Annotated in this window: 23 protein-coding genes and 1 pseudogene; 7 read left to right on the top strand and 17 right to left on the bottom strand. The window is 46.3% G+C overall.

What is annotated here, in order from left to right; translation table 11 throughout:
* Nucleotide 1 precedes the first annotated feature (1 nt).
* On the bottom strand, nucleotides 2-1,408 hold the full coding sequence (locus L3V37_RS11765; RefSeq protein WP_237306376.1) for a glycosyltransferase family 39 protein: 1,407 nt from the start codon (nucleotides 1,406-1,408) through the stop codon (nucleotides 2-4).
* A 2-nt stretch (nucleotides 1,409-1,410) separates the two neighbouring features.
* Nucleotides 1,411-2,451 (bottom strand): glycosyltransferase family 2 protein, encoded by a 1,041-nt coding sequence (locus L3V37_RS11760; protein ID WP_237306375.1) that lies wholly within the window; start codon nucleotides 2,449-2,451, stop codon nucleotides 1,411-1,413.
* 152 nt (nucleotides 2,452-2,603) lie between these two features.
* On the opposite strand from L3V37_RS11760, the gene L3V37_RS11755 reads away from it, so the two are divergent.
* From L3V37_RS11755 to L3V37_RS11745, 3 genes are all read left to right on the top strand, one after another.
* The gene (locus L3V37_RS11755; RefSeq protein WP_206225592.1) at nucleotides 2,604-3,281 is read left to right on the top strand and encodes a response regulator transcription factor; all 678 of its coding nucleotides are present in this window, start codon (nucleotides 2,604-2,606) and stop codon (nucleotides 3,279-3,281) included.
* Nucleotides 3,278-4,564: a HAMP domain-containing sensor histidine kinase gene (locus L3V37_RS11750; RefSeq protein WP_017820496.1), complete on the top strand. Its 1,287-nt coding sequence runs from the start codon at nucleotides 3,278-3,280 to the stop codon at nucleotides 4,562-4,564. Before L3V37_RS11755 ends, L3V37_RS11750 begins: the two co-directional genes overlap by 4 nt.
* A 109-nt stretch (nucleotides 4,565-4,673) precedes the next feature.
* Nucleotides 4,674-5,570 (top strand): 1-aminocyclopropane-1-carboxylate deaminase/D-cysteine desulfhydrase, encoded by an 897-nt coding sequence (locus tag L3V37_RS11745; protein ID WP_237306405.1) that lies wholly within the window; start codon nucleotides 4,674-4,676, stop codon nucleotides 5,568-5,570.
* Nucleotides 5,571-5,609: 39 nt separating this feature from the next.
* Here the strand turns inward: L3V37_RS11745 and L3V37_RS11740 are convergent, their stop codons facing one another.
* Nucleotides 5,610-6,152 carry a hydrolase gene (locus tag L3V37_RS11740; protein WP_237306374.1) on the bottom strand — a complete coding sequence of 181 codons (543 nt, stop codon included), beginning with the start codon at nucleotides 6,150-6,152 and terminating at the stop codon, nucleotides 5,610-5,612.
* A 150-nt stretch (nucleotides 6,153-6,302) separates the two neighbouring features.
* On the bottom strand, nucleotides 6,303-7,163 hold the full coding sequence (locus L3V37_RS11735) for a LysR family transcriptional regulator (protein WP_193245027.1): 861 nt from the start codon (nucleotides 7,161-7,163) through the stop codon (nucleotides 6,303-6,305).
* Nucleotides 7,164-7,262: 99 nt separating this feature from the next.
* Between L3V37_RS11735 and L3V37_RS11730 the strand changes: the two genes are divergently transcribed.
* Complete coding sequence (locus tag L3V37_RS11730; RefSeq protein ID WP_237306373.1) at nucleotides 7,263-8,327, top strand: HlyD family secretion protein; 1,065 nt, start codon at nucleotides 7,263-7,265, stop codon at nucleotides 8,325-8,327.
* Between the two features lie 9 nt (nucleotides 8,328-8,336).
* Nucleotides 8,337-9,356: a DUF2955 domain-containing protein gene (locus tag L3V37_RS11725; RefSeq protein WP_213962767.1), complete on the top strand. Its 1,020-nt coding sequence runs from the start codon at nucleotides 8,337-8,339 to the stop codon at nucleotides 9,354-9,356.
* Nucleotides 9,357-10,364: 1,008 nt separating this feature from the next.
* Here L3V37_RS11725 and L3V37_RS11720 read toward each other — a convergent pair.
* Both L3V37_RS11720 and L3V37_RS11715 read right to left on the bottom strand, forming a co-directional pair.
* Nucleotides 10,365-11,393 carry a methionine synthase gene (locus L3V37_RS11720; protein WP_237306372.1) on the bottom strand — a complete coding sequence of 343 codons (1,029 nt, stop codon included), beginning with the start codon at nucleotides 11,391-11,393 and terminating at the stop codon, nucleotides 10,365-10,367.
* Nucleotides 11,394-11,423: 30 nt separating this feature from the next.
* Nucleotides 11,424-12,398 carry a DUF1852 domain-containing protein gene (locus tag L3V37_RS11715; protein WP_139059381.1) on the bottom strand — a complete coding sequence of 325 codons (975 nt, stop codon included), beginning with the start codon at nucleotides 12,396-12,398 and terminating at the stop codon, nucleotides 11,424-11,426.
* A 1,102-nt stretch (nucleotides 12,399-13,500) separates the two neighbouring features.
* On the opposite strand from L3V37_RS11715, the gene L3V37_RS11710 reads away from it, so the two are divergent.
* The gene (locus L3V37_RS11710) at nucleotides 13,501-14,418 is read left to right on the top strand and encodes a leukocidin family pore-forming toxin (protein WP_005376731.1); all 918 of its coding nucleotides are present in this window, start codon (nucleotides 13,501-13,503) and stop codon (nucleotides 14,416-14,418) included.
* 75 nt (nucleotides 14,419-14,493) lie between these two features.
* Complete coding sequence (locus L3V37_RS11705) at nucleotides 14,494-15,177, top strand: topoisomerase I (RefSeq protein WP_237306371.1); 684 nt, start codon at nucleotides 14,494-14,496, stop codon at nucleotides 15,175-15,177.
* A gap of 66 nt (nucleotides 15,178-15,243) precedes the next feature.
* On the opposite strand, the gene L3V37_RS11700 is transcribed toward L3V37_RS11705, so the two are convergent.
* The 11 genes and pseudogenes from L3V37_RS11700 to L3V37_RS11650 form a co-directional block, all read right to left on the bottom strand.
* The gene (locus tag L3V37_RS11700; protein ID WP_237306370.1) at nucleotides 15,244-15,948 is read right to left on the bottom strand and encodes an ABC transporter ATP-binding protein; all 705 of its coding nucleotides are present in this window, start codon (nucleotides 15,946-15,948) and stop codon (nucleotides 15,244-15,246) included.
* Nucleotides 15,949-15,970: 22 nt separating this feature from the next.
* Nucleotides 15,971-17,254: an ABC transporter permease gene (locus L3V37_RS11695; protein WP_213915218.1), complete on the bottom strand. Its 1,284-nt coding sequence runs from the start codon at nucleotides 17,252-17,254 to the stop codon at nucleotides 15,971-15,973.
* Nucleotides 17,255-17,256: 2 nt separating this feature from the next.
* On the bottom strand, nucleotides 17,257-18,471 hold the full coding sequence (locus L3V37_RS11690) for an ABC transporter permease (RefSeq protein ID WP_237306369.1): 1,215 nt from the start codon (nucleotides 18,469-18,471) through the stop codon (nucleotides 17,257-17,259).
* Nucleotides 18,468-19,739 (bottom strand): TolC family protein, encoded by a 1,272-nt coding sequence (locus L3V37_RS11685; RefSeq protein ID WP_237306368.1) that lies wholly within the window; start codon nucleotides 19,737-19,739, stop codon nucleotides 18,468-18,470. Before L3V37_RS11685 ends, L3V37_RS11690 begins: the two co-directional genes overlap by 4 nt.
* Nucleotides 19,732-20,865 (bottom strand): efflux RND transporter periplasmic adaptor subunit, encoded by a 1,134-nt coding sequence (locus L3V37_RS11680; RefSeq protein ID WP_237306367.1) that lies wholly within the window; start codon nucleotides 20,863-20,865, stop codon nucleotides 19,732-19,734. The genes L3V37_RS11685 and L3V37_RS11680 overlap by 8 nt, the downstream gene beginning before the upstream one ends.
* A gap of 228 nt (nucleotides 20,866-21,093) precedes the next feature.
* Nucleotides 21,094-21,654 (bottom strand): annotated as a pseudogene (locus L3V37_RS11675) (GNAT family N-acetyltransferase).
* Nucleotides 21,655-21,657: 3 nt separating this feature from the next.
* Nucleotides 21,658-22,083, bottom strand: a complete 426-nt coding sequence (locus tag L3V37_RS11670; RefSeq protein WP_005486380.1) for a GNAT family N-acetyltransferase — start codon at nucleotides 22,081-22,083, stop codon at nucleotides 21,658-21,660.
* Between the two features lie 19 nt (nucleotides 22,084-22,102).
* Nucleotides 22,103-22,858, bottom strand: coding sequence for a class I SAM-dependent methyltransferase (locus tag L3V37_RS11665; RefSeq protein WP_237306366.1), 756 nt, complete (start codon nucleotides 22,856-22,858; stop codon nucleotides 22,103-22,105).
* A 25-nt stretch (nucleotides 22,859-22,883) separates the two neighbouring features.
* The gene (locus tag L3V37_RS11660) at nucleotides 22,884-23,516 is read right to left on the bottom strand and encodes a class I SAM-dependent methyltransferase (RefSeq protein WP_237306364.1); all 633 of its coding nucleotides are present in this window, start codon (nucleotides 23,514-23,516) and stop codon (nucleotides 22,884-22,886) included.
* Between the two features lie 160 nt (nucleotides 23,517-23,676).
* Nucleotides 23,677-24,192, bottom strand: a complete 516-nt coding sequence (locus L3V37_RS11655; RefSeq protein WP_237306363.1) for a protein disulfide oxidoreductase — start codon at nucleotides 24,190-24,192, stop codon at nucleotides 23,677-23,679.
* On the bottom strand, nucleotides 24,189-26,300 hold the full coding sequence (locus L3V37_RS11650; protein WP_237306362.1) for a protein-disulfide reductase DsbD: 2,112 nt from the start codon (nucleotides 26,298-26,300) through the stop codon (nucleotides 24,189-24,191). Before L3V37_RS11650 ends, L3V37_RS11655 begins: the two co-directional genes overlap by 4 nt.
* Nucleotides 26,301-26,318: the final 18 nt, after the last annotated feature.

Here is a 26,318-nt window from a genome sequence, read left to right as displayed (position 1 = left end):
GCTATCCAACCACACAGGTGTAGAGTGAGCGTTTCGATTTTGCTGTGAACTCGTTGGTACAACTCAACGCATTTTCATGAATCATGCTATCCACTTGCTGCGATTTACCAATCAGGTGGAATTTCTTCAGATTGTTTAAGTCATTCTTATGTTTAAGCTTTTTCGCCTGACCATGACTATAGAACTGGCCTGAAAACGGGCGCTTACCAATGTAGAAGACCGGAGCATTATCATTAATTTGCGCGAAGATTATGCGGTCGCTGCGGCTATCTGCTTTGCCCATATTCAAAACCAACATCGCAATCATAAGCAGGGCTGGCAACACCGCTGCCGTTCCGGTCAGCCATTTGAAATCGTGTTTATCCACCAGCATTGCAATCAAGATACCCAATGCAGGCACACCCGGTAGCACGTAAGCAGGCAAAATATTCCCAGCCATGGTGAACAAGATCATTGGTGAAATCAGCCAACACATCAGGAAGCTAAATAGACCTTGATGATCGGTTTCAATGGCTTTGAGCACCTTACGACGTTTCCACGCCAAGATAGGCAATACGATTGACCAAGGCGCAGCCGACTGCAGCCAGAATACCCAGATCATCCCACGTGGTTGATCATGAGCAGAGCCATACAGGTCCCCTTCCCAACCGCTGACAACAAAACGCTTAAAGTGCTCGCCAACAATGAAGTAATCAATAAATCCAGGCGTCGCCATTTCAGCCATGATGTACCAAGGTAGAGCAATCGCCAGCATGAGCGCCAACCCCAACACAATTGGAAAACGCTGCCACAAGGCTTTGAAGGCACCGAAGAAACCATGCTGAATCACAAGCCAAGGAAACACTGCGATGCCCATGATCACGATCGCCACCGGACCTTTTGCTAACAGCCCGCAAGCCAAGCCAAAGAAACCGAGATAACCCCACAATCGGCTGTGTTTGTCTTTGCCAAGCCAGCAGTAGTAAAAGCCGACCATCGCCATGGTCATTGCCAATGTCAGTGCCATGTCTGTCATCACTGCACCCGCCGCAATTGAAAAGATGCCACACGTCGCCAATACCAACGCTGCGATGACTGCGTTAAAGCCAGCGCGATGCGCCATGGCTGCAACAAAAATAATAGTCGCGACACCCGCCAACCAATGAGGCGCGCGCACTGCGAATTCATTCAATCCAAACAACTCAATGCCGTAAGCACTCATCCACGTGAACAGGGGTGGCTTCCCCCAAAAAGGCACGCCATAATCAAACTGTGGGGTAAGCCAATTGCCGGTTTCCACCATTAAGCGCGCCATTTCGCCGTAGCGGGCTTCTGTGGTGTCCATCAAAGGGTAAGCGGCAAGTGAAATAAGACGGAGTAAAAGAGCAAACGCCAACAACAACCACAGATGGGTTTTATTAATACTCATGATTACGCGGTTTCTCCCAGTTTAAACTTCATGGTTTGGATGGATTGATGTTTTGCAGGCTGCTCGTAAACAGACTGAACAAGATAAAGAGGACGTTGCTTGGTCTCGATAAAAATGCGGCCAATGTATTCGCCCAAAAGGCCAATCGACAGCAGTTGCACACCGCCCAATGCAAGTTGGACGACCATCATGGATGGGTAGCCAGTGACAGGCTCACCAAATACAACAGTTTTCATCACTATGAATGCGCCATAGATAAAGGCACTGAACGCCACCAATGCACCGGCAAGTGTCGCTAAACGCAAAGGACGAATGGAAAACGAGGTAATGCCGTCCATTGCAAGGCCAATCAGCTTGAGGTAGTTCCATTTGGTTTCACCACAGAAACGAGCGTCACGCTCAAACTGAACCGTCACTTGCTTGAAACCCGGCCAAGAAAAGATGCCTTTCATGTATCGGTTACGCTCTGGCAACGCATTGATGTGTTTAACCACTTTTGCGCTCAGTAAACGGAAATCGCCCACGTTCTCAGGCACCTCTAATTTCGCCATGCTATTCAGCACTTTGTAAAAGCAAGCGGCCGAGAAGCGTTTGAACCAAGTTTCACCGTGGCGTTCGCTGCGCTGCATGTTCACCACGTCATACCCTTCACGCCATTTTGATACCATTTGCGGGATCAACTCCGGCGGGTCTTGCAAGTCGGCATCAATCACGATCACCGCTTCACCTTGGCAGTGTTCCAGGCCAGCGCTCATGGCGGACTCTTTGCCGAAATTACGGCTTAGTGCAATACAACGAACGTCGCTAGAAGATTGAGAAAAGTTTTGCGCGATCATTAGGCTGTCGTCTTTGCTGCCGTCGTCCACATAAACGATTTCACAGCGTTCTGGCATTTCATCCAAAACGGCGGCTAAACGACGATGAAATTCAGGTAAGACTTCTTGCTCGTTAAAGAATGGCACCACAACAGACAAAACTGTTTTAGGCTCAGTGTGTTGGCTCACCTTTGAAAAGGTTGCAGCGTGAATGTTGAAGGTTGACATGCTACTCTTCCACTAAATCTGATGAATGAATCCAGTCTACAAACATCAACGTGAAAGAGATGTTATTGACATCTTTTTCACGCCCTTAGTGAATAATGTTCGGTTAAAAAGAAGTCTTATTTTCGAACACCTGCCCACTTGGAGAGAAATACATGAAACGCGTACTTTTAGTCGAAGATAATCGAGAAATCGCAGGCATGCTGTTCGATTATTTTGAGTGTGCAGGTATGGAACTCGATTATGCAGACAACGGCGAGCTCGGCCTGAAACTGGCGATGGAAAACACCTTCGACATCATCTTGCTCGACCTCATGCTGCCACGCATGGATGGCCTGACCATGTGTAATAAACTTCGCGACGCGGGCAACAACACACCGGTACTTATGCTGACGGCGCTCGATAGCCGTGACGATATGCTCAAAGGCTTCCAACACGGTGCGGATGACTATCTGACCAAACCTTTCGATCTGGATATTCTTGAAGCGCGCATGATGGCACTGATCCGCCGTTACCGTGGCACTGTCACATCGAGCAAGTTGGAATACGGTGAAGTGTCTATCGACCAAAAAACGCGTAAAGCTTATCGCCAAGATAAACTGTTGGCGCTAAACCCTACCACTTACACCATTCTGGAAATGCTTGTGAAAAGCGCGCCAGACGTAGTGACACGCGAAGAAATTGCCTTCCAACTTTGGCAAGAGAACGAGCCGAACAACGACGTTCTGCGCAGCCACATTTACCAACTTCGCAACCAACTTGATAAGCCATTTGAACAACATGTGCTTATCACCGTGCCGAAAGTTGGCTTCCGCTTGGAGACAGGTGCATGATCAATCGCTTACTTGCTAGCACGCAAAGCACACAAAGTATGACAGGGCGACTCGCTCTGTTTTTCTCTTTTGTGTCGGTCGTGATTGGCATCTTCTGCTTTTTGTTGATTACCGGCTCCCTGCTTTGGTCTGAAGACCGCGTGGGCGAGCGTCGTATTATGGTCGACAAAAAAGAAGCAATTGAACATTTCCAGTCCCACCCAGAGCAAGGCAGTATTCAGCTTGACCTGCTCACCACTGCATACAACGACATCTCATTGGTTGCCGAGCGCTATCAAAAATACCTGATTGGTCAAAAGCACTTTCTTGATGAAGTAGAAGACGGTGAATACTCGCGCATGGTTTACATGAGCACTTACACCTACAAAGGCGTTGAACATCCCGTTATTCTGGTTTCCTTGATTGATGAAATCGAGATCACCTCAGAGGAATTCATTCTCGTCGTCGCTATGGTGCTGTCCATTGTCGCCGTGCTGGTGTTTCTGTTTGGTAGTCTGCTGCTGCGCTTATCACAGCGCTTAATTGAACCCGTCAATGCGCTTAAAACTCAACTCGATCACCACCAAGGCGATGCCACGCAGACCTTTAGTGTGCCTGAGGGCTCGGCCAAAGAGTTCCAAACCCTCGCGGATGAGTTGAATGAATATCGCCACAAAATCAACCAAGTCATCAAGCGAGAGCAAGCCTTTGCACGATACGCAAGCCATGAACTGCGTACACCGTTAACCGTGATGAAAGGCTCAAGTAGCTTACTGGCGAGAAGTGCGAACACAGATTTCCAGACCCGCCAGGTGAACCGAATTCAAGATGCAACGCAGCAGATGTCGACTATGGTGGATGCCCTACTCGGCTTAGTGCGTTACGAGCGTAATGCAGATGATTCACCAGTGCGCAGCATCACCGAAGAAGAACTCATCCAAATCATCTTCCAAAGCCAAGCTCAGGCGGATGAGAAAGCACTCAGCTTTGATGTACAGATCGACGGAAACCCAAAAACGCGCGCTACCAATGCTGTGTTGACCATTATTCTTGGCAACCTGATTCGCAACGGCATCGCCGCGACACCATCGGGATCAATTCATATCAGCATCGGGGAAAACACCATCTCGGTACGTGATGAAGGCGAAGGCTTTTCGACCATTCCACATTCTGATGGGCACGGATTGGGTTTGATGATTGTGGATGATTTATGCCAGCGTTATGGCTGGCAATTTAAGATTGGTACACATCCAGAAGGTGGTTGTGAGGCGGTGATTGACCTTACGTCAGAGCATCAGGAATAACCGAAATGGTTGTACTGAAACACAGACTTTTTATCTGGGTTTAATGGCGTTACACTACGCGCCCTTTTTAAATGGCAAAGGTGACACGGTTTATTCCGTCAGCATCGACATGAAACTCTCAGAAAGTCCTATCACCCAACATAGCTTTAATGGGCACAAATTTTTCCTTAAACGTGACGACATGCTCCACTCCCACTTTTCTGGGAACAAAGCACGTAAGTTTATGACGTTAATGGAAGAGCAAAATCCCGACATCACCACGTTAATAAGCTTTGGCTCCGCTCAATCTAATGCCATGTACTCGCTAGCGGCTCTCGCCCAGATTAAAGGTTGGGCATTTGAGTTTTATGTTCATCACATTCCATCTTGGCTAAAAAGCTCCCCCATCGGAAACTATCGCGGCGCTCTCGATTTGGGTATGAAAATCACCGCCATGCAAGACATCGGTAGCGAACTTCACCCTAGTGAATACATCCACCAGGTACGAAGAGTAGATGAGTCGACATTGCTGATTCCAGAGGGTGGACGTTCCCACCTCGCTGAAGCTGGCATCAAACAGTTAGCACGAGAAATTCTTGATTGGACGCGATTGAGAGGTAAAGAGCAGTTTACGGTCGCCCTGCCATCAGGTACTGGCACGACGGCTTTATATCTTCATAAACATTTAAGCCCACACGGCATAGAAGTGCTAACTTGCCCTTGCGTAGGCGATGCAGATTACTTAACTGAGCAGTTCAACCAGCTCGGTGAAAACAGCCACCCAACCATTTTAACCGTGCGCAACAAACACCATTTTGGTCGCTTGTACGAAGAAGATTACATCACATGGAAAGCACTCTTTGAGCAAACCGACCTCGAATTTGACCTGTTATACGACCCGTATATGTGGCAATGCCTAACACCTTGGTTCGAAGAGAACACAGATAAGACGGTGATTTACATTCACCAAGGCGGGTTACTTGGCAACGAGTCGATGTTGCCAAGATATCAACGAGAATTTGAATAGCGTGTTCAAATAAAGTTGTTGCTGATTACAGTGATTCCACTATTTGATGAGCGCCAGGATTTCTTTGAATTCAGGTGCTCGGCAATCTTCGACCATTTCATACAAACACATTTCTACCCCAGTGAGCACCACACCGTTTGCGGTTAACTTCGCAAGAGCGAGCGCTTTATTGGCAGCGGTTCGGGAAGATACACAATCTGTGACTAATTCAACGCGATAACCGGACTGACGCAGAGAAACCGCGGTTTGATAGACGCAAATGTGGGATTCAATACCGCAAACCAACCAGGTATCAACTTTCGCGTTCTCCACCGCGACCTTAAACGTCGCCTCTTTGCAACCATCAAACGTGTACTTGGTAATAGGTAAATGCGTGCTTTCAAGCACTTCACGAATCGGCTCCGCGGTTGGGCCCAATCTTTCTGGATTCTGTTCTAGCCACAGAATAGGCAAATCTAGTGCTTTGGCGCCCTTTACCAGTTTCGTGATATTTTCAATCAGAGCGTCGCTTTCATGCATTAATGTAGCGAGTTTGCCCTGAACATCCACCACAATCAGGCCCGTGTTTCCTTTCGATAACATTTCCATCTCCTATATTGTGCGACCACAAACCATACTCAACAAGTTGAGCAACGGTTAATGTATCAGAACCCTTTCATGTTAGAGCAACAAAACCTAGAAAGATGACCTTCGCTCACACATTTGCCCTTAGGGAAGGGTGGGTTGAACTGACTATTTAAATTTCTCTCGAATTAGCTCAATCAAGGCTTTAACTTTATTGGGCAGAAATAAGGCCGAGGGATAAATCAGAGTAAGATGCTGCTTCGGATGCGCGAATTGAGGCAGCACCTCGACCAACAAACCATCTCGCAATGCAGGCTTGGAATGAATTTGTGGAATAAACGCGATGCCGTTTCCTGCTATCGCCATCGAGCGCAGCAAGTTGAGATCGTCCGATCGCAACGCGACATGCAAATCTGAATCGAGCAAATCGGCATTGTAACGATTAGTTAAAAGGCGATGCTGCTTAAGATCTTCCACCGTTTTTACTAGCGGATGCGATTCTAGATAGGCTTTTGACGCAACAAAGTGACTACGATAAGGCAAAAGACTGAACTGCACATAGCTGTCATCGGTGACTTTGACCACGCTCGGAAGAAGCTGTAAATCAAACGATTGACGCTTAAGATCGACACTCTCTTGATGGTTTTCAATCTCGACCGAAATCTCCGGATACCGCGTTGTGTACTCGGTGATGATCGCGTTAAACGCGGCAGAGCTCATCAATGCGGAAGGAATGGCTAAACGCACCTTGCCCGTCAGCTCTTGTTGATATTCGTGCATGGCATTTAAACCTTGCTGAATATGGTCAATAGGCTGCCCCACCAACTCAAACAAGCGTTTCCCGTGCTCCGTCAACTCAATGCTGCGTGTTGTGCGGATCAAAAGCTGTACCCCGAGCGATTTCTCTAATTCTTGCAGGCGGCGACTCACTTTTGAGCGTTGTAGTTGATTCGCCTCTGCCGCTGCACTTATACCGCCGTGAACCACCGTCTGAGTGAATAGGTAAATATCATCAAAACTAACGTTCATTGTCCTATTTTTAGGTCATTTATGTTCGTATTATCATTCTACTGAATTGTGAGTGACTTCTCTATAATCCGCTATCCAATATGTTTAACGGAACTTGTAATGACGGCTGACCAAAAATTCAAACACTGGATGCGAACTTTGATTGTCCTGTTCATCGTACTATTTTTGTACATTATCATTGCTGACCGCCACGCCCCCTTAACGACCGAAGGACGAGTGCAAGGATACGTTGTCCAAGTCGCGCCCGAGGTATCTGGTAAAGTGACCGACGTTCTCATCGAGAATAACCAGTCCGTTCAAAAAGGCGATGTGTTGTTTACGATTGATGATCGTAAATACAAGATAGCACTTGAACAGGCGGAGCTGTCTCTGCAATACGCTTATGAAAAAGAAGCAACACTGTGTTCTCAACGCGAAGTCGCTCTTGCCAATATTGCCCGCGCACAAGCGACATTTGATAATGCACACCGCGAATACAACCGCTTACTGACGTTATCGAAGCAGAAAGTCATCTCTCAATCGACACTCGATAATGCCTTTGCCCAAAATCAGGTATCACGTGCAGCGCTTAAAGCGGAACGACAAAACTTAAAAGTCATTGAGGCGCAATTAGGCGATCAAAAAGGTCAAAGCACTGCCGTTCGAATTGCCAAAAATGGCATCGAAAAGGCGCAACTTGATTTGGCAAATACCGCGGTACTCGCTCCCAGTGATGGTGTCGTGACCAACCTGCAACTAGAAGTTGGCACGATGGCAAACACCAACATGCCATTGCTGACATTTGTACCAACAGGATCACTTTGGGTAGCCGCTGATTTTCGTGAAAAATCCGTCGCGAACGTAGACAAGACTTTCCACGCCTTGGTCACATTTGATGCCAACCCAGGTTCAGTGTACGACTTTGATTTAGCTAGCCGCGATTACGGTGTAGCAGCCGCACAACAAACGCCTAATGGCGCACTAACCAAAGTAGAAGTGAACAACCGCTGGGTACGTGATGCACAGCGTACACGAGTGAACCTAACCAGCAGCGAAGAGTTACCACCAGCACTGTTTGTCGGCTCTCGCGCTACCATTGTTTTATACCCAGACAACAGCATTTTCTGGCAGTGGATGGCGCAAGCACAGATTCACCTCGCAAGCTGGTTCCACTTCATTTACTAGGCGGCGACAATGAAAACCTTACGAATTTGGTTCGGCTGCTCTTTAGGGCTCGCGCTAAGCATGATCTTCGGTTGGTCTTACGGGTTTTTTGCCATCATGATGCCGCTGTTTATATTGGGCAGAATGGACAACTTTAATCTTTCGGCTTTATTGATCGTGTTTTTCTCTGCGGTGTGGACAACCATACAAGCCACATTTTTGCTGGAATACTTGCAGTTTCATCCAACATTAATGACCGTAGCCGTCGGAATCATGATGCTGTTCAAGTGCATTGCAATGATGAACCAGAAAACCTATTTGTTTGGTTACATGGGGCTGTTAGTGGGTTCAATTGTGTTGAATTTTGCCAGCTATAACTTCATGGATATTGAAGAGTTCAATGTCAACATGTGGGTGATGGCGTTCAGCAATATTTTTGTTTGCGCATTCGCGTATTGGTTGTTCCCTGAGCCAAAGTCCCCCACCGAGCACATTGAGATGTCGACCCCAGTGAAAAGCGATATTGACTACATCAGCCAAGTTGCCATGGGTTGGGTAGTGGCGATGGCGGCGTTTGTCGTATTCCAAGTAGCGGACTTATATGACTCGTTATCCGCACAAGCTTCCATTTTGATCATCCTAACCCCAATGACTTTAGCGGGCTCGCTCGCCATGGCAAAAATTCGCATCATCGGCACCGCACTAGGCTGCATCGCAGGGATGGCTGTTCAGCTGATATTGGGCAGTTGGTATGGGCATGGGCTACTCTTTTGGCTCGCCTTTACCATTGCAATGGGGCCATTCTGCTTGTGGCTCACCAAGGGGCAAATTAAAGCGGCTATCGCGTTTTCTGCCATGTCTGCCCTATCGGTTCCGCTGACGACTTCATTGGTGCCAGAACAAAAAGACGCGTTCTTTTCGATCTTGTACCGTTTCAGCTCGATTTTCGTTGCGGTTCTGCTCACCGCGATGGTGATGTGGGTGGTGCATCACTGGATTCGTGTGATGTTGCTAAAGCATCCTGAGATTAAGAACGTGGAGTTGAATTAAATCTGGCCGAGGCTGGAAACGGGAAATGTATGCCGCTCACTTTACTGTGAGCGGCATTTTTATTTAAAACGGTCACCCTGAACATCGAGGAACGAGCGTGGTTCAGGACCTACTCACCGAGTGCTGTGAAGTTCTAAGGTTATCGCCATTTCCTAGCGAGCTGTAACCCGATTCCTAGTCTCGTTTAAACTCGCTAGAATGACCCTCTCTTGGAGCTGCTCCAATACCTAGGGTTGTGGCGAGCGATGTATCTTCCAACACCCGTCATCCTAAACAGCGAGGGACGAGCGTGATTAAGGATCTACCCACCGAGTGCTTTGAAGTGCGAAAGTTATCGTCATTTCCTAGCGAGCTGTAACCCGATTCCTAGTCTCGTCTAGACTCGCTGGAATGACCCTATCTTGAAGCTGCTCTAATACCTAGGGTTGTGGCGAGCAATGTATCTTCCAACATCCGTCATCCTGAACAGCGAGGGACGAGCGTGATTCAGGATCTACCCACCGAGTGCTTTGAAGTGCGAAAGTTATCGTCATTTCCTAGCGAGCTGTAACCCGATTCCTAGTCTCACTTAAACTCGCTGGAATGACGTTATCTTGAAACTGCTCTAATATCTAGGGGTGTGGCGAGCAATATATCTTCCAACATCCGTCATCCTGAACAGCGAGGGAGGAAGTGATTCAGAATCTACTAATCACGTGCTTTGAAGTGCGAAAGTTCTCGTCATTTACCAGCGAGCTGTTATCAGATTCCTAGTCTAGTTTAAACTCGCTGGAATGACGCTATCTTGAAACTGCTCTAATAACTAGGGTTGTGGCGAGCAATATATCTTCCAACATCCGTCATCCTGAACTGCGAGGGACGAGGTGATTCAGGAGCTCCCCACCGAGAGCTTTGAAGTGCGGAAGTTATCGCTATTTCCTAGCGAGCAGTAAACCGATTCCTAGTCTCATTTAAACTCGCTAGAATGACTCTAACTTTAGTTCATGGTGCGGAGCCTAAGTATTAATATCAACCCACCAACTCTTTACGAATGATCTCAGCACCCGCACTTAACGCATTGAGCTTAGCGGTCGATACTTCACGAGACAAAGGTGCCATACCGCAGTTGGTACATGGGTAAAGCTTGTCGGCATCAACGTACTTCAACGCCTCTCGCAGTGTGTTCGCCACTTCTTCTGGCGTTTCAATTTCGTTGGTAGCGACGTCAATCGCACCAACCATCACCTTCTTACCGCGAATCAACTCAAGTAACTCAATAGGCACTCGTGAGTTATGACACTCAAGCGAGATAATATCGATATTTGACTGCTGCAATTTAGGGAATATTTCTTCGTATTGTCGCCATTCAGTGCCTAGCGTTTGCTTCCAATCCGTGTTCGCTTTGATGCCGTAGCCATAGCAGATGTGCACTGCAGTTTCACATTTCAGCCCTTCAATCGCACGCTCTAAACACGCAATGCCCCATTCGTTCACATCATCGAAGAACACATTGAACGCAGGTTCATCGAATTGAATAATGTCGACACCCGCCGCTTCAAGCTCTTTCGCTTCTTGGTTGAGGATCTTTGCAAATTCCCAAGCCAGCTTTTCACGGCTACCGTAATGATCATCATAAAGTGTGTCGATCATCGTCATAGGGCCTGGCAGCGCCCACTTGATAGGTTGCTTAGTTTGCTGACGCAAGAACTTGGCATCTTCAACAAACACGGGTTTTGTGCGGCTTACTGGGCCAACCACCGTAGGAACACTTGCTTCATAACGGTTGCGAATGGTCACCGTTTTACGGTTTTCAAAATCTACGCCGCTTAAATGCTCAATAAAGGTCGTCACAAAATGTTGCCGAGTTTGCTCGCCATCACTGACGATATCAACGCCTGCCAGCTCTTGTTCTTGCAAAGCGACACGTAGCGCATCGCGTTTGCCATCAATCAGTTCTTCACCTTGCAGTTTCCACGGTGACCAAAGTTTTTCTGGTTCTGCCAGCCAAGAAGGTTTCGGTAAGCTGCCAGCCGTTGAAGTCGGTAATAGTGTTTTCATCGTCATTCCTTTCTAGATTCTCGTTATCGATTACGCGTAGCTTGCAGACCATTGTTCAAGCACAGATTGATAAGGTTTGATGAAATGCTCCTCGGCAAATTTCCCTTGTTCAATCGCCAGTTGGCTGCGCTCTTCTCGGTCGTAAACGATTTGAGTTAGCGAGTGGTCTAGGTTTTTTAGGTTTGGCTGGTAGCAATTACCGGCAACCGCGTTGGCATTGTAAATCTCAGGTCGGTAAATCTTCTGGAATGTCTCCATCGTGCTTATCGTGCTGATAAGCTCTAGGTTTGAATAATCGTTCAACAAGTCACCGAAGAAGTAGAATGCCAACGGTGCAACGCTGTTTGGCGGCATAAAGTAGCGCACCTGTAAGCCCATCTTCTTGAAGTACTGCTCCGTCAACGAAGATTCGTTCGGCTGATATTCAAAGCCCAAAACAGGATGTTGGTTTTCAGTACGTCGGTATACTTTGTTGTCCGATACGCTCAGGCAAATCACTGGCAACTTTTTGAAATGCTGTTTATAAGACTCAGAATTAACGAAAGCTTTGAACAGTTTGCCATGCAAATCACCGAAGTTCGCTGGGATGCTGAACTGTGGCTGGTTTTTGTTGTGGTCCAACAGCAAAACGCTAAAGTCGTAATCACGCACGTATGAAGAGAAGTTGTTGCCCACAATGCCTTCGATACGCTCGTTAGTGTTGTGGTCAACAATGTTAGTTTTGAGCACTTCAATCGATGGGAAGGCTTCTCCACTACCTTGGATATCCATATCAACGGAGATGATTTCAAGTTCAACGGAGTAGCGGTCACCTTGCGCGTTATCCCAATATGCCAACGCATTAAAACGATTATCGATCATTCGGAGCGCATTGCGCAGATTCTCTCGGCGGTAGTTTCCGCGAGCCAGATTAGCAAAGTTGGTAGTGATTCGCGTGTTGTCTGATGGTTGGTAATTCTCATCAAAGCGAATGCTTTTGATAGCAAATGTGAAATCGTTATTCATCGTGAGTTGGTATCCTATTTCCTTAGATAAAGCAGACTTTTCCTAACTCTGTGCATGGGGACATTTTTTGTTTTTTGGTTTTCCCAATCGTTAGGTTGCGCAGCGTTCACGACGAACAGTTCGTACTAAAAACGGTGGTCGCAGTGCCTAACACCAGAGCAGTCCGTTTTTTATACTTGCTTCACGAGTTGAGTAATATTGGTATTGTTTCACATTGAACATGAAGGAAATTCATAGTGGCAGTTCCAACCCTGAGAGAGCTATCGTAGATACTGTTTTTCATTGACACCAATACACGTAACTTGGCGAGCATATTGCCAATATGTGTAATTAAGAAACTGATAAGGGATTAGCAGTACGTAAACCAGTTTTAAGCCGAGAAAACGCATTGTATAAACAAGACGCCAACTGGAATATAGGACAGCGTAACTTAAATAGTACTTTTCACACTCCATCGTTTATTCAAGCATTCGTTTAATTAGAAGTACGTTACATTTATATTCTCGGAAACATGATTATTTAATTATCTTATTTATTTCTTTTTCTATCTTTACCATCTTAAACGTAAAGTTTAACTCCCTGCTGTAAAAGCACATATAACTTCATACACGAACATGGCAACTTCATTGACGGACTTTATCACTCAACTATTACATTAAGCTCTAAAAAACAACAACAAAAAAAACATAAGACACTGTTTTAATTTGAATTAAAACCATAAACCCGAGATGACCACATAACGATACTTTACTTAGTTTGGTATAACAAAAAACCCTAAAAATAACATGGCTAACATTTATAAAATTCACTTTTATCAATAAAAAAGCTCAATATAACATTAGAAAATTAAAATTAAGCAATAACTTAAAAAGGCAAGACTTAATAACCAAATTCTTATTTATTATAGTTGAGAGGTGAATTTAAAAACTATGAGACATTAATCCCACGAATCTATCCTTTTTCTTTTTTTAATAAAAAACAAGATGCACTATTTCACCGCTCATTTATTGAGCTTGAATTTATAACCTGTCCATAATTATAAAGTGCCCATCAAGATGGTTTAAAACAAAAGTCTTTATGGGCTGACTAATAGGAAAAAATAATGGAAAAACAGCATCTTTCTGCGAGTATTATCGCACTCGCTTTACTTGGTTCTTTAGCACCAGCACATGCTGAAGATACATTGAAATCTTACACTTCGACGTTGCTTCAGCTTGATGATGGTGATGCACGCTCGAAAAAAATCCGCTTAATTTATTCTTTAGAAAATGTCTGGAACCAATCTTTGCTACCAAATGGCGCTAAAGAAGCCAAGTTGATCCTAAATGGCGGTTCTGGCTTCGACATGACTAATGTTCCAAACAAAGAACAAATCTATGGTTTTGCCACTGGGGGAGATTACCGTTACACCGTTCCAACGGCTTTTAAGCTGGCACTGAGCTATTTAAATGGCGCCCCTTTACGCCACATGAGCCATGCTCCAGAAAACACCATTGCAACGGCATCTGTCAGTGAGTCGCTAGATTTTAACCTTGGATTCAGTGCTTCTACTTCTCCAAATATTAGTGGGGGAATCTCCTGGAGCAACCGTGTAACGTACGACCAGCCAGAGTTTCAAACGGTTGCCGATTTTAACCAAGCTAACGAAAGCATTAATTGGTTAATTGAAAACAAGACTATCCGCCATAATACGCCAGCTAAAGACTGGTTATTGTATCGTTGGACCAGTTGTGACATGGGTAATTTGATTGATTACAATGAGTTACCTGTCGTTATGCGTTCAGATTTTAAACCACAAGTCGGCGTCGTATATAGAAAAAATGACATTCAAGATGGCCTAGATACATCAGAGGTCAAGCTGGTTGCTGGTTGGCGAAAAACCAATTACTACTTTGGTCGCGACTGGTGTAGCTGGTATACCACTCCAGAAAATACCTGGAAGAAAAATCGTGATAGCAGTCAATGGACAGAGACTAGCCGAGCCGTAACTATCTCTTGGAATGACGATCTCTACCACTAACTTATTAGCCTGCGGCCACGGAATAAATAAGTGGCCGCCGTATTTACTAATGAAATAAACGGTAAGACATGACACATGACAAGTAACAAAAAACTCTTGACTGGATCGGTGCTGGCACTTGGTGCAGTACTCGCCATATTTCTGATTAATTCAAATAACAAGAATGCCCAGACCGAACCTGTTGCAAGCCTTGACGAGCAAATCAAGACAGAAGACGCTGCTACAATAAGTGTAACGCCTCCTGAGAGCGATGCTGCTCAGAAGGTGGTTACCACTCCAACACCACAAAGTGGCAATGATGATACTTCCGACGTCATTCCAGCTACACCTTGGATATCTGCCCCATTAAATGAACTGAGCAATGAACTGTACGATTTTATTGAAGCTGAACAGGTAAGTTACATCAGTACGACCGACTATCCATTCGACGAGCAAAAGCAAAAACAATTGCGAACATTAGCTAGGCAAGGGGTTCCTATCTTGTTTGACAATACGGAGTCATCCTATTTGGATAGCTACGGTGTCAGCGAAACCAAAGTCGTATCAGAGTATTTTGGTACGGCGTCTGAAGGTGATGTCATCATCGCTACCGGAGTACAGAATGCAGATGGCAGCATTCATTATCTAGTTTTGCCTATGAAGAGCAAAGATCTCAACGATAACAGTAAATTGATTGAGGACACTAAGCTCGCAATCACTCTACTTAAAGAACAAAAGCATGACTTGATAAAAGAGAGACAAAACGAACATCGCGAATAAAAAGTAAAGGGAGATAGCCTCTGTATCGCTATTTCCCTTAAAACTCAGTTCTCAATTAAGAAAAGCTCATTTCTCCCTACTTACCGGCACCCTATCCGAAATTACCTTGCCGTCTTTGATGGTGATGATGCGTTTAGTGCGCTCTGCCAGAGCGTTATCGTGCGTCACGATGATCAATGTTCTGCCTTCATCGTGAAGTTGATTGAACAAGGCTTCAATCTCTGCGCCGGATTTTGAATCCAATGCACCCGTTGGTTCATCCGCTAAGATGATTTGCGGATCGTTGACCAAGGCTCTGGCGATAGCAACTCTCTGCTTTTGACCACCAGAAAGCTGGTTTGGTTTATGGTCTAAACGATCCCCTAGCCCGACTTGCTCTAGCAATTTAGCTGCGCGCTGGCGACGTTCTTTGGCTTTGATGCCAGAGTAAACCAACGGCAGTGCCACGTTATCAAGCGCCGTCGCGTATTCCAATAAGTTAAAGCTTTGGAAGACAAACCCGATCTTTTGGTTACGAATGCCAGCCAACTCATTCGCACTTAAACTTGCTACGTTTTGGCCGCCAAGTTGGTACTCGCCATCGGTGGGCTTATCTAAACAGCCGAGCATGTTCATTAGCGTTGATTTACCCGAGCCAGACGGGCCAAGAATCGAAAGAAACTCACCTTGATTGATGGTTAAGTCTACGCCGTCGAGCGCACGTACTTCCGCCTCTCCGCTTGAGTAGTATTTGCAGATGTTGGTTAGCTCAACAAGCGGCTGGTTCGACATGTTCTCTCCAGAGTTATTGTTGTTATTCACTTTGTAGCGCCTCCAATGGGCTGACTTTTGCGGCTCGGTTTGCAGGTAACCATGCAGATGCCACACCAATTATCACTAAGGTGAGGATGACAATCGCGACAACGACCCACGACAACTCAGGGACAGGTTTACCCAGTTGTTCATAAAAGGCATTGCCCTCTAAAGGAATGGAACTGATGGCAGACACCAGCGCGTACGTCACGCCTAAGCCAAGCGCGCCCCCCATCATCATTGTCAATAAAGACTGCACTAAATAGTGCATGCGAATGGCCGTTGGGGTTGCACCGACTGCCATGCGCACGCCGATATCACGCGTAGATCGCTTTACGGTGGCATACATCACATTGGCGATGCCAACGCCAGCAACAGCTAACGTCACGAAGCCGATAATGCCAAGAAAACTCTGCAAACCTATCAGAAACTGCTGCATACTCTTTTGTTTAAGGAACATATCATCGACTTGGACGACCTGTTCATCACTGACACTTGCCCCGTGCTTACGGGCAATCACTTGCCTTATCGTCTTTGCTAAGGCTTCTCGGTCTACATTGGCTTGTGGTTGCACATTGATGCCACCAATTTCACCGTTGACATGAAATCGCTTCCACGTCGCTAACGGCACAAAGCTGGAATAGTTGATAAGGTCCCCCAGCTCTATTTGAGCGCTGTTTTTCTCCAATACGCCCACAACGGTGAACTCCTCATTGCCGATTTTTACCTTTTTCCCCACAGGGTTGACTTGCAATGTGACTGTCGCAAACCAACTAAAGTCCTCATTCGGGTTGAATAAGTCGGCTGCCAGTTCATAACCCAGTACAACGACTTTGCGCGTCTCTTTTTGATCGAGTGGATTTAACCATCGCCCCCCCGCCATCGGCACCAAATTGGTCATGGATTGAAACTCGCTCGTGACCGCTAACGGCTCTTGCCACGAGCTTCTGTCACCAACGGTGATGCGCTCTTTCCACTTCGCAGTTGGCGCAACGCTTTTTACATCGGGTAACGCTCGAACGACCTCTGAATCGTCCATTTTTAATGTCAGAAACTTACCTTGGTGAAAAGCACCGTGGTCGACGGTAGCCATCCCTCCGGTCAAATAGATCAAGTTACCGTTACCATTTTGTGCGGTTTTCAATACGCCCTGACGAATACCCTCACCTACCGCCAACATAGCAGCGATACAGAGGGTCGCCCACGCTACTGCCAGAATGGTCAAACCCAATCTCAGCTTTTCTGCGGCCATTTCTTGGAAAATTTGTCTCATCGGTAACAACATGACTAGGCCCTCGCACTCAAAGCAATGACTGGCGTGAGACGCGATGCTCGCCTTGCTGGGAAATACGATGCCATCAAGGCCAAGACAAGCGTCACAAGTAAAGACCAAGCAATGGAATCTGGCGTGATCACAGGCAAACCAATCCATTCCGGTAATGCCATGCTGCTTAGGACAGATACCACGGCATACGAAAACATCAGACCTAATGCCGTGCCCACAGCTACCAAAATAAGCCCCTCAAGAATAAACTGACTGAGTATGGACTTTTGAGTCGCCCCGATCGCCAAACGCACACCGATTTCACGCGTGCGCTCCGTGACAGATAAAAACATGATGTTGGCAACGCCAAGCGCACCGACCGCCATGGTCATCGCGCCGCTCGCTCCAAGAAAAATCTGAATGCCACGCAAAATTCCACTGATGACCGCCGCACCTTCACTAAAATCGGGTAATTCGACCGCATCTTTATCACTTGGGTCAAAATGAAGCTGCTTGGCGAAAAAGTTTACGATATTTTGTCGAAACGACGGTGCATCCATCCCGTCTCTCGGCTTCATCAATACCATCCAAGGTTTCGCATCCCACAAATCGCGGTACGTTGTTTGAGGAATGAAAACAGTGCGGCTATCGCCGAATGAAATGCCAGTGTCCTCACCAACGGTTATCCCAATCACCAAAAACGGAATGCCGTTGACTTTGAGCCTATCCCCGATTTGGATTCCGCCCATTTGCGCAATTTGATCGCCTAACACCGCCACGCGGGTGTGGTTGTCCATATCACTTGGTGACAGGTTTCTCGAACCGGATTGCAGCTTGCGTTGTATTAAAGGAAAGTAAGACGCATCAATACCGCTGACCGTACTCGATAAATTCTGTCCTTTGAGATTGGTGATATTCGCATCCCATTTGGCGTAAATGCTTGACGCCTGTTGCACGAAGCCTGACTGTTTGATCATGTCGACTTTTTCTTGTGGAATATCAATTTGTCGTCTTGAAGGTAACCCTTGCCACGGTTTACTGGTACTCGACGGAAACACCACTTGCACATTGTTGATCATAAATGAAAACGACTGGGTCTGATGGCGATAAAAGCCTTCGCCAAGTGCGATTAACACCACCACAGAGACCACGCCCCACGCAATCGCGATAATGGCCAGCACGCTCTTCATGCGGTGCGCCATCAACGTTTGCCAAGTTTGTTGCAATAGACTGCTCATGAATGAAAAGCTCGAGAGATCAACGCCATGGTATCGTCATCGAGTTTCCCTGCGGTTTGCAGTAAGCCGATTCTCTTACGCCAATAGCTGTACAAGTTGGTTTGCAGACTGTTTTTCGCCTCAAACAAGCTGTTGTGTGCACTGATAACTTCCGACACTTCAAGCAGGCCAGCGTCGTAAAGCTTCTCTTTGCTTTGCAACACTCTGGCGCGCGATTCAACTAGCTCGTTCGCTATCAAAACTTGATTCCAGTTGATATCGACCTGCGTAAACTGCTGAATAACTCGTTTCTGAATATCAATTTCCACTCTACGCATATCTTGCTTAGCACTTAAAATGTTCAACGATGCTTCGTCCACTTTCGCTCGCACTGCACCATTGAGGTCAATCGGCAAACTCAAACTAATCCCAGCGTTAAACTCACCGCTTGAACGATTGTCACCATCGTTGTAGCCCACACTTCCTTTGACGGTTGGATAGTATCCACCTTTAGCTGAATCTTTCGCGAACTCGCTCGCTTTCACCATCTGCGCCGCTACCAACAGCTCTGGACTGCTGTCTTTTGCCAGCTTTAGCCATTGCTCCTGAGAGTCCACCAGCATCGGCGGCTGAATCAAAGAATCCGTTCGTATTTGGTCGACACTCTCCGGCATTTGATTGATTAACGCCGCAAGCTCTGCTTTTTTCACTTCGAGATCGGCTTTTGCATTGAGGATACTTGCTTGCTCAGAGACTTGATTCGCTCGCATCTCTTCAACATCAACCGACTTCACTTTTCCTGCTCGATAGCGTTTCTCGATGATGTTGAGAAGTTCTTTCCCCTCCTCCAGCTTGGACTGCGCCAATTTGAGGTCGCCCTGTGCGCTTGCCACATCTAGGTAAGCGGTGAGCAACTTCTGCGCAAGCTCGTTATGCGATTGAGATAGCTCTAACTGTGCTTTGAGATAATTGGCATTCGCTTGATCCAGTTCCGACCACAAACTGCTATCCCAAATAGTTTGAGATAAGGTAGCGCCGTAACTGTTCGAATGGCTTGAGGACTCATTCCAATCCGCTGACGCACTGGCACTTAAACCCGGCAATAACGCACTGCGGCTACTCTGTACGCCAACCTCGCCAAGCTGGACGCCGATTTTCGCTTTTTCGTAATTAGGATCGTTCTGCTTTGCTTGTTGCCAAGCTTGTTCAATAGAAATTGCGTAGGTCGGCAAACTGAGCGTGGCAGCCAACAATGCAAAGGCGATTGTTGATCGTTGCAGCTTAACCATGCGCCGCTCCCATCATACTGTTGTCGATAACCTCTTCATCAAGCTCCACGCCGTCAAGCACTTCGACATTGATGCCATCTGACAGACCGAGTTTCACCGGTTGTTTATGAAACCCTTGTTCTGAGCTGTCGGGGATCAGAACATTCGGTGCGTCACCATCAAATTGCAGAGCGCGCTCCGGTAGAGTGAGCACGTTTTCAGACTTCTTCAGAATGATTTGAGCCGTCGATGAAAAACCAGAACGAAGCAACACATCTTGTGGGATCTTGAGTTCTCCCACTTCAACCTCAAAACCGTTATCAAAACTTTTAGCCGAAGCGTTGCCTTCTGGTGAGTTAAGGTTCTCAGATTGAATCGCTACTTTGGTTAGCACACCAGAAATCATCACATCAGGATAAGGCGCAACCGTCAACATAACGGGCATTCCCGGAGACAACTGCGCAGCATCATGCTCACTGACGCTGCCTTTAAAAATCAGACTGTTCATGTCGGCCAATGACATCATTTCCGTCGCGGCTTGGCTTGATTGAGTCGAGATGATCGGCTCTCCGACCTCAACTTTCTGGTTGAGTACCGTGCCATCAATTGGCGCGTAGATCGTCGACGTTAAACGCGCATCGCCGATCGACGCCTCACCACTGCGGATGAGTTCGAGATTCTGGCGCTTTTGCAATACGTCCGCTTGCGCAGATTTGACTGCCGAGCGCGCACTTACGTATTCGTCGTAGTTACTTGGAATAATGTCCTGCTTGACCAAGCTTTCTAAGTTGGACAGTTTTTGTTTGGCGGATTCCAGATCGGCTTCGCTACGCATGAGTTCTGCCGATGCATCCGTTAATGCTTGGGGGGTTGGGTTTGGACGCACTTTGATCAGCGGCTGGCCTTGCTTCACCTTTTCACCAACTTTCGCGTAAATTTCACCGACTATACCGTCGATTTGTGACTTTATAGACACGGAGTGTGCAGGGACAATTTTACCAACAGCCACCGCTTGTTTTTCAATCGTGCCTTTTTCCACAATCAATGTAGGCAGTAATTCTTGTTGAGCGGCAGATTGGAGATAGAAATACGTACCACCGCCGAGCAGCGCGAAGCTCACAGCGGAGACAAACCAACGTTTCGTCATTATTTATTCCAACAATTATTGGGTAGTCTAATGACTACTCCTAAAACACAAAGTTGAAGGAATAATATCCTGCTTTAATAGAGGTTTGGTTGTCACAGTTGGTATGGTTTTGTCAGTCGCCTCTGACAATCAAAGACTAAAAAAATCTCGAGGAATCATTCAGCAAAGACGCTGTCTACGATGGCGACTAACATGCTCTGTAACCGCTCGTTTCAACCGCCACCCTTTTCATTCTGAACAATGTGCAAAATGGCGCAGTTCTGTATCCTTCAATCGCATATCCATACAGTCTTGCGCCTCACGTCCTAAAGCAGGAAAAACCGCATGCGCTTTTAAAATGCCTTGGCTGATAAAGCCACATTTCTCCAACACACGAATACTCGCGTGGTTGCCAATATGCGGGGTAGTGCGAATGCGCTTTATACCCAAGCTTTGCAGGTAAACAACGCCAAGTTTTCAGGCTTGGGTTGCATAGCCTTTTCCCTGATAGCGAGCAGAAATACCAAAATGGATTTCACTGCTGTCTTGCTCAGGTATCAGCACCAGACAACCAATAGGAGTTTGAGAAGTGAGTTCTTCAATAGCGAAGACTAATAGGTTGGGAGACTTTTGATCATATTGAGCGCGCCATCTTTCGATCGCTTCAAGGGTTTGATTAACATTTTGGTGGGCTTGGCGATTGAGGAAGCGGCATGCTTGCTCATCGCCTAAATAGTTTTCAAACAGAGGAGCAGCGTCTGTTGTTTTGAGGTATCTGATTGCCACTTGTTGAGATTCAACTCTCATCATGATTTAGCTCTGATAAACATTCGGCTTCCAGATTTGCATGAAGTTTTCTACTGGAGCAATAGGAGTGAACCCAAACTGTTCGTACAATCCATGAGCATCACGGGTTGCAAGCATCATACGGCGTAAGCCTTGTAGTTCTGGATGAGCAACAATTTCTGAGATCAACCACTTACTGATGCCTTTACCACGGTGTGCCTCCACAACAAACACATCGGCAAGGTACGCAAACGTGGTGCGATCGGTAATTAACCGAGCAAAAGCGACGAGTTGATTTTCGTCATCCAAAACCGCGAAACAGAACGAATGGCGCAATGACTTCTCAAGGCGTTCTCTTGGAATGCCCTTTCCCCAATAACTGTTTGAAATGAACTGGTAGATAACGTCTAAATCCATGTCATCTAACGACGTGGTAATTCGAAACCCTTGCATTGTATCCCTCAACATTGGTTTATATTTTCTCAGCCACACAGACAAGCGAGTTGGCATTCGCCTCAAATACTTGCGCTGACCAAGATTGGTACTTCTCTATAATTCTGAATCCCGCTTGTTCAAGGAAGACCTCTATGTCTTCCAGCGGGCGATATTTTAAATCAATGCTGGAATGCTCAATCGTTCCACTTTCAAAATGGCGCTCTTTGTTCAAATACATGATGGACGTTTGCAAGTCATACTCGGCCTTCATACCGAAATAATTCACTTCACCATAGGTTGGAGAAACATAGGTTTGCCACAGCGCCATCTCATGATCCAATTCTAGATTCTCTGGCGTTGGTAACCGCGTATCGAAGACAAATCGCCCACCTTTTTCTAGGTGCTTTGATATTGAGCTCAATGCGCCTGCCAGCATGTCGTTACTTAAAAAGGCTTGGAATGCATTCCCTGTCATTATGGCTAGGTCAAACTTCTTACCTAACGAAAACTGGGTTGCGTCGAGATGAAGAAAACGTAAGTTACTCCTACTTTTGGCTTTGTCCTTTGCGTGTTTGAGCATCCCTTCAGAAATATCAATGCCAATGGCTTCGTTGAGTTGCTCTGAGACTGGAATCGTGACAATCCCGGAACCACAACAGACATCCAATACACTTCGAGCATTGGCTTCTTCGATTAACCTTGTGATGAAGGCAATGTCGTGATGGTAATGCTGGTCGTATTGAGCATCGTATTCAATGCCTGACCCGAACTCGGTTAAATCTTGTGTTTTCAAAAACAATCCTTGTTTGTTACTTATTTCAGCGGTGTGACTTTTTCAGCTCTAGCATCAAGTATCGACACACATAACCAACACCAGATACGTAACCAATCACATTTTCTAGGGAAACCACTTCCAACCCCGCTTGCTGACAGAGTTGCTCAACTTCACTTTCGGTATATGCCTTATGCACGACCGATCCACTATAAGTATTTCGAGGCAAATCTTGTCCATCCGGATCGTGGTATTGAAAGCTGATAAAACATCGTCCATTCGCAGTTAGCTTATGCGAAATACACTCCAAAAGTTGTTGAGGCTCTGCTAGAAACTCAGTAAAACCAAGTGCGGTGATAAGGTCAAAGGTTTGCTCAAACAAAGGGGAAAATGGCTCATCGAGGTTATGAACCGCGACGCTTTGATAGAGGTTAGTTTGGCGCGCTTTATCAACCATTTTGGACGAGATGTCTAAGCCATGGATGGCGAATTCTGGATAGTGACTTTTTACGACATGTCCGATACTGCCAGTCGCACAGGCTAGGTCGAGAACCGAGCCTTGCTCGATGGGAAAGGTTTTTAACTTCTCAGAAATCCAACGTGGACCGACGTAGTGACTGTCATCCACCAACTTTTGATAGCGATCCGACACATCATCATACATTTTTGCTACGTTCATCGTTTCCTCCTTGATAACCAGAACGATGCTCGAATGTAACACGCAATAAGCATCTAGACACTTATTGGTTGACTAGTTCTTTATGGTATGTGACCGACTGGTTGTTTAGGACAACAAAAAATCCGATACTCTATATTTTGAATATCGGATTTTTATCGCGTTATCGAGCTAACCAAATTCTCGCTAGTATTCCTATCGGAGTGGTAACGCCAGTTGTTACAGAGGAAATTTCACCATTTCTTAAAACATAAATGGTTGGGGTCACGCTAATTTTCCATTCGTGCATAATATCGCTTGAAGGATCGTTTATGTTTTCGAAACGATATTCTTTTGCCCTCATAAACTGCGCCACACGCTCATTCGATCCCGACGAGCCAGAAACGCCAACTACGGTGTAGTCATCACTCAGCCAACTCACGCTTGGGCTTACAAATTTACAAGCGGGACACCAAGTCGCCCAAAAATAAACAACGACAGGTTGTTCATAACTTTGCGCGATTGCATCGAAATGTTCGCCATCGCTCAATACGGAGCTCAATGGTGGTGACTCCTGTTTAGGAATATCTTTAGTGCGATACCAATCCATCGCGATGGAAATGACGGTGACAATGAGCACCATCTGTACGATTTGAACGAGCCAATATCGGAATGTTCTACGCCGCTTTGTCGAACTCATTGAATAGCTCCCCCACTCGCTTGCTTCACCGCACTTAAAACAACATCATCAGTCAGAATCACAGGTAACGGGATACCTTGTGGCGCTGCCGGGCCATAGACGATGTTAAACGGCACACCGTAACGCCCATGAGCTCGTAAAAAGTCAGTTACCGAGCCGTCCGGATGTGTCCAATCCCCTTTTAACGTCGCTACATTAGGGCTTTGCAGCAATGAGTAGACAGGATCTTGCCAGATCACACCGATCTTGTTCGCTTTACACGTGACACACCAATCCGCAGTGACATCCACAAACACCACTCGCCCATTATTGACGTGATCTTCAATCGCCGAGTTAGAAAGCTTCTGCCACGCTAAGTCCTCAGGAAGCGGTGTCGCCCATTGGTCAGCAGTGACACTACCAAGTAACAGGCCACCAGCTATCAACACTAATGACGCAGTTCCGGATACAGCAAGCGCTTTCTCACCATACACTTTCTTAACTCTTGCCATCATTACAACAAAAGCAGTCACAGCGATAAGTGCAATCCATAACATCGGTACATGATTTGCCATTAATGAAAGTAGCCAAACGCTGGTTGCCAACATCATTATGCCAAACGCTATTTTAACGACATTCATCCACGAGCCAGGCTTTGGTAGTTTCAGCGCGATATTTGGAAACACAGCGACTAAGATCCAAGGCAGTGCCATACCCAATGCTAATGCTGTAAAAGTTGCAAATAACGTTAATACGTCGGCACCCAAGGCAAACGCCACGGCTGTTCCCAGGAAAGGCGCGGAGCAAGGCGTCGCAAGCAATGTGGCAAACATACCTTGAACATAGTGACCAACTAGGGAGTTATCACCTTTCGAGGCCAGCCATGTATTGGTACCCGATGATAGACGGATTTCAAACAGCCCCAGCATATTGGCCCCAAACAAAGTGGTGACCAACACCATAAAACCTAAGAACCAAGGGCTTTGAAATTGCACGCCCCAGCCAATGGCATTACCTGTTAGCTTGAGCACCAAAATAAAACCAGCGAGAATCCAGAACGACGTTAATATACCAAGTGACGAGGCAACAAACTGAGCGCGAATTTGACGACGCTCGATACCTTGAGCGGCAACAATACCACTTAGCTTCATCCCCAAAACCGGAAGAACGCAAGGCATGATGTTAAGAATTAAACCGCCGAGCAACGCGAATAGAAAAACACTCGTTAGAGACGTGCTCGGCAACGGTTCAACTATTGCCTCAGCAGTTGCTTGAGTGGTTTCTTCTGCTAGTAAATTGGTGTCTTTGATGGTCACAAACAGCGACTGACCATCTAACTCCACCTCGCCTAGCCAAGTATCAACGATATAGCTCGCGGTGACGATGTTTCCTTCTTGAAGCATTCCTTCAAACTTGAAGCTATAGTCTCGCGTTGCTTCATCGACACCATCCACCAGCACTTGTGGTTGTTGCCAACCCTGACTGTTCTTTAGCTTGATTTGTAGTTTCGATTGGTTCGCATCCCAACTCGCCTGAGTAACATCAATAAACGGCGATGGCTGCGGCACGTTACTCACTGCTTGAGCGTAACTGAACATCACGTCTTCATCGACTTTTAGATCAGAAGGCAAGAACGTCAATTGAATTTGATAGTCGGTCAGCACACAAATCGTCGTACAAGAGGAAAGTGTCAGTACCGCATCAATCGTGACAGGTTTGGACATGTCTTCGACGTGCAGCGTCATGGGGAACAAAGTGTCGCCTTTATACCCAAGAGTCTCGATACCTAATAATTCGAATTTTTGTGGATGCGGCCATTGCCAATCCACTTTGGATAAATTTTGTGAATTTTGCCAATCAATAGATGGTGCTACGCCGCCCTCACCAGGTGAACGCCAGTAAGTTTTCCAGTCCCCAGCCAACTTGACGTCCAGATAACCAGTGATTGTTTTGGCTTGCGGATCTTGTTGACCTGTGAGCACAAAGCGCGTTTGCACTGGAGGATGTTGCGGGTTGGTCATCCAACCGGTATCGGTAGTTTGTGCTGAAATATTCAGAGAGAACAAACTCAAAGCCAGCGTCATAAAGAACATAGACGCGAACTGAGTCAGTTTGGTAATTTGATTCATAGTAATTCCTAATAATAA

The sequence above is a fragment of the Vibrio sp. D54 genome, from assembly GCF_021728075.1.
Lineage (GTDB): Bacteria > Pseudomonadota > Gammaproteobacteria > Enterobacterales > Vibrionaceae > Vibrio > Vibrio alginolyticus.
This window is presented reverse-complemented; position numbering and strand designations above follow the sequence as displayed.

Excerpts from the sequence above, each read along its gene's own strand:
- L3V37_RS11765 (WP_237306376.1), bottom strand. The coding sequence starts at position 1,408 with ATGAGTATTAATAAAACCCATCTGTGGTTGTTGTTGGCGTTTGCTCTT.
- L3V37_RS11760 (WP_237306375.1), bottom strand. The coding sequence starts at position 2,451 with ATGTCAACCTTCAACATTCACGCTGCAACCTTTTCAAAGGTGAGCCAA.
- L3V37_RS11755 (WP_206225592.1), top strand. The coding sequence starts at position 2,604 with ATGAAACGCGTACTTTTAGTCGAAGATAATCGAGAAATCGCAGGCATG.
- L3V37_RS11750 (WP_017820496.1), top strand. The coding sequence starts at position 3,278 with ATGATCAATCGCTTACTTGCTAGCACGCAAAGCACACAAAGTATGACA.
- L3V37_RS11745 (WP_237306405.1), top strand. The coding sequence starts at position 4,674 with ATGAAACTCTCAGAAAGTCCTATCACCCAACATAGCTTTAATGGGCAC.
- L3V37_RS11740 (WP_237306374.1), bottom strand. The coding sequence starts at position 6,152 with ATGTTATCGAAAGGAAACACGGGCCTGATTGTGGTGGATGTTCAGGGC.
- L3V37_RS11735 (WP_193245027.1), bottom strand. The coding sequence starts at position 7,163 with ATGAACGTTAGTTTTGATGATATTTACCTATTCACTCAGACGGTGGTT.
- L3V37_RS11730 (WP_237306373.1), top strand. The coding sequence starts at position 7,263 with ATGACGGCTGACCAAAAATTCAAACACTGGATGCGAACTTTGATTGTC.
- L3V37_RS11725 (WP_213962767.1), top strand. The coding sequence starts at position 8,337 with ATGAAAACCTTACGAATTTGGTTCGGCTGCTCTTTAGGGCTCGCGCTA.
- L3V37_RS11720 (WP_237306372.1), bottom strand. The coding sequence starts at position 11,393 with ATGAAAACACTATTACCGACTTCAACGGCTGGCAGCTTACCGAAACCT.
- L3V37_RS11715 (WP_139059381.1), bottom strand. The coding sequence starts at position 12,398 with ATGAATAACGATTTCACATTTGCTATCAAAAGCATTCGCTTTGATGAG.
- L3V37_RS11710 (WP_005376731.1), top strand. The coding sequence starts at position 13,501 with ATGGAAAAACAGCATCTTTCTGCGAGTATTATCGCACTCGCTTTACTT.
- L3V37_RS11705 (WP_237306371.1), top strand. The coding sequence starts at position 14,494 with ATGACAAGTAACAAAAAACTCTTGACTGGATCGGTGCTGGCACTTGGT.
- L3V37_RS11700 (WP_237306370.1), bottom strand. The coding sequence starts at position 15,948 with ATGTCGAACCAGCCGCTTGTTGAGCTAACCAACATCTGCAAATACTAC.
- L3V37_RS11695 (WP_213915218.1), bottom strand. The coding sequence starts at position 17,254 with ATGTTGTTACCGATGAGACAAATTTTCCAAGAAATGGCCGCAGAAAAG.
- L3V37_RS11690 (WP_237306369.1), bottom strand. The coding sequence starts at position 18,471 with ATGAGCAGTCTATTGCAACAAACTTGGCAAACGTTGATGGCGCACCGC.
- L3V37_RS11685 (WP_237306368.1), bottom strand. The coding sequence starts at position 19,739 with ATGGTTAAGCTGCAACGATCAACAATCGCCTTTGCATTGTTGGCTGCC.
- L3V37_RS11680 (WP_237306367.1), bottom strand. The coding sequence starts at position 20,865 with ATGACGAAACGTTGGTTTGTCTCCGCTGTGAGCTTCGCGCTGCTCGGC.
- L3V37_RS11670 (WP_005486380.1), bottom strand. The coding sequence starts at position 22,083 with ATGCAAGGGTTTCGAATTACCACGTCGTTAGATGACATGGATTTAGAC.
- L3V37_RS11660 (WP_237306364.1), bottom strand. The coding sequence starts at position 23,516 with ATGAACGTAGCAAAAATGTATGATGATGTGTCGGATCGCTATCAAAAG.
- L3V37_RS11655 (WP_237306363.1), bottom strand. The coding sequence starts at position 24,192 with ATGAGTTCGACAAAGCGGCGTAGAACATTCCGATATTGGCTCGTTCAA.
- L3V37_RS11650 (WP_237306362.1), bottom strand. The coding sequence starts at position 26,300 with ATGAATCAAATTACCAAACTGACTCAGTTCGCGTCTATGTTCTTTATG.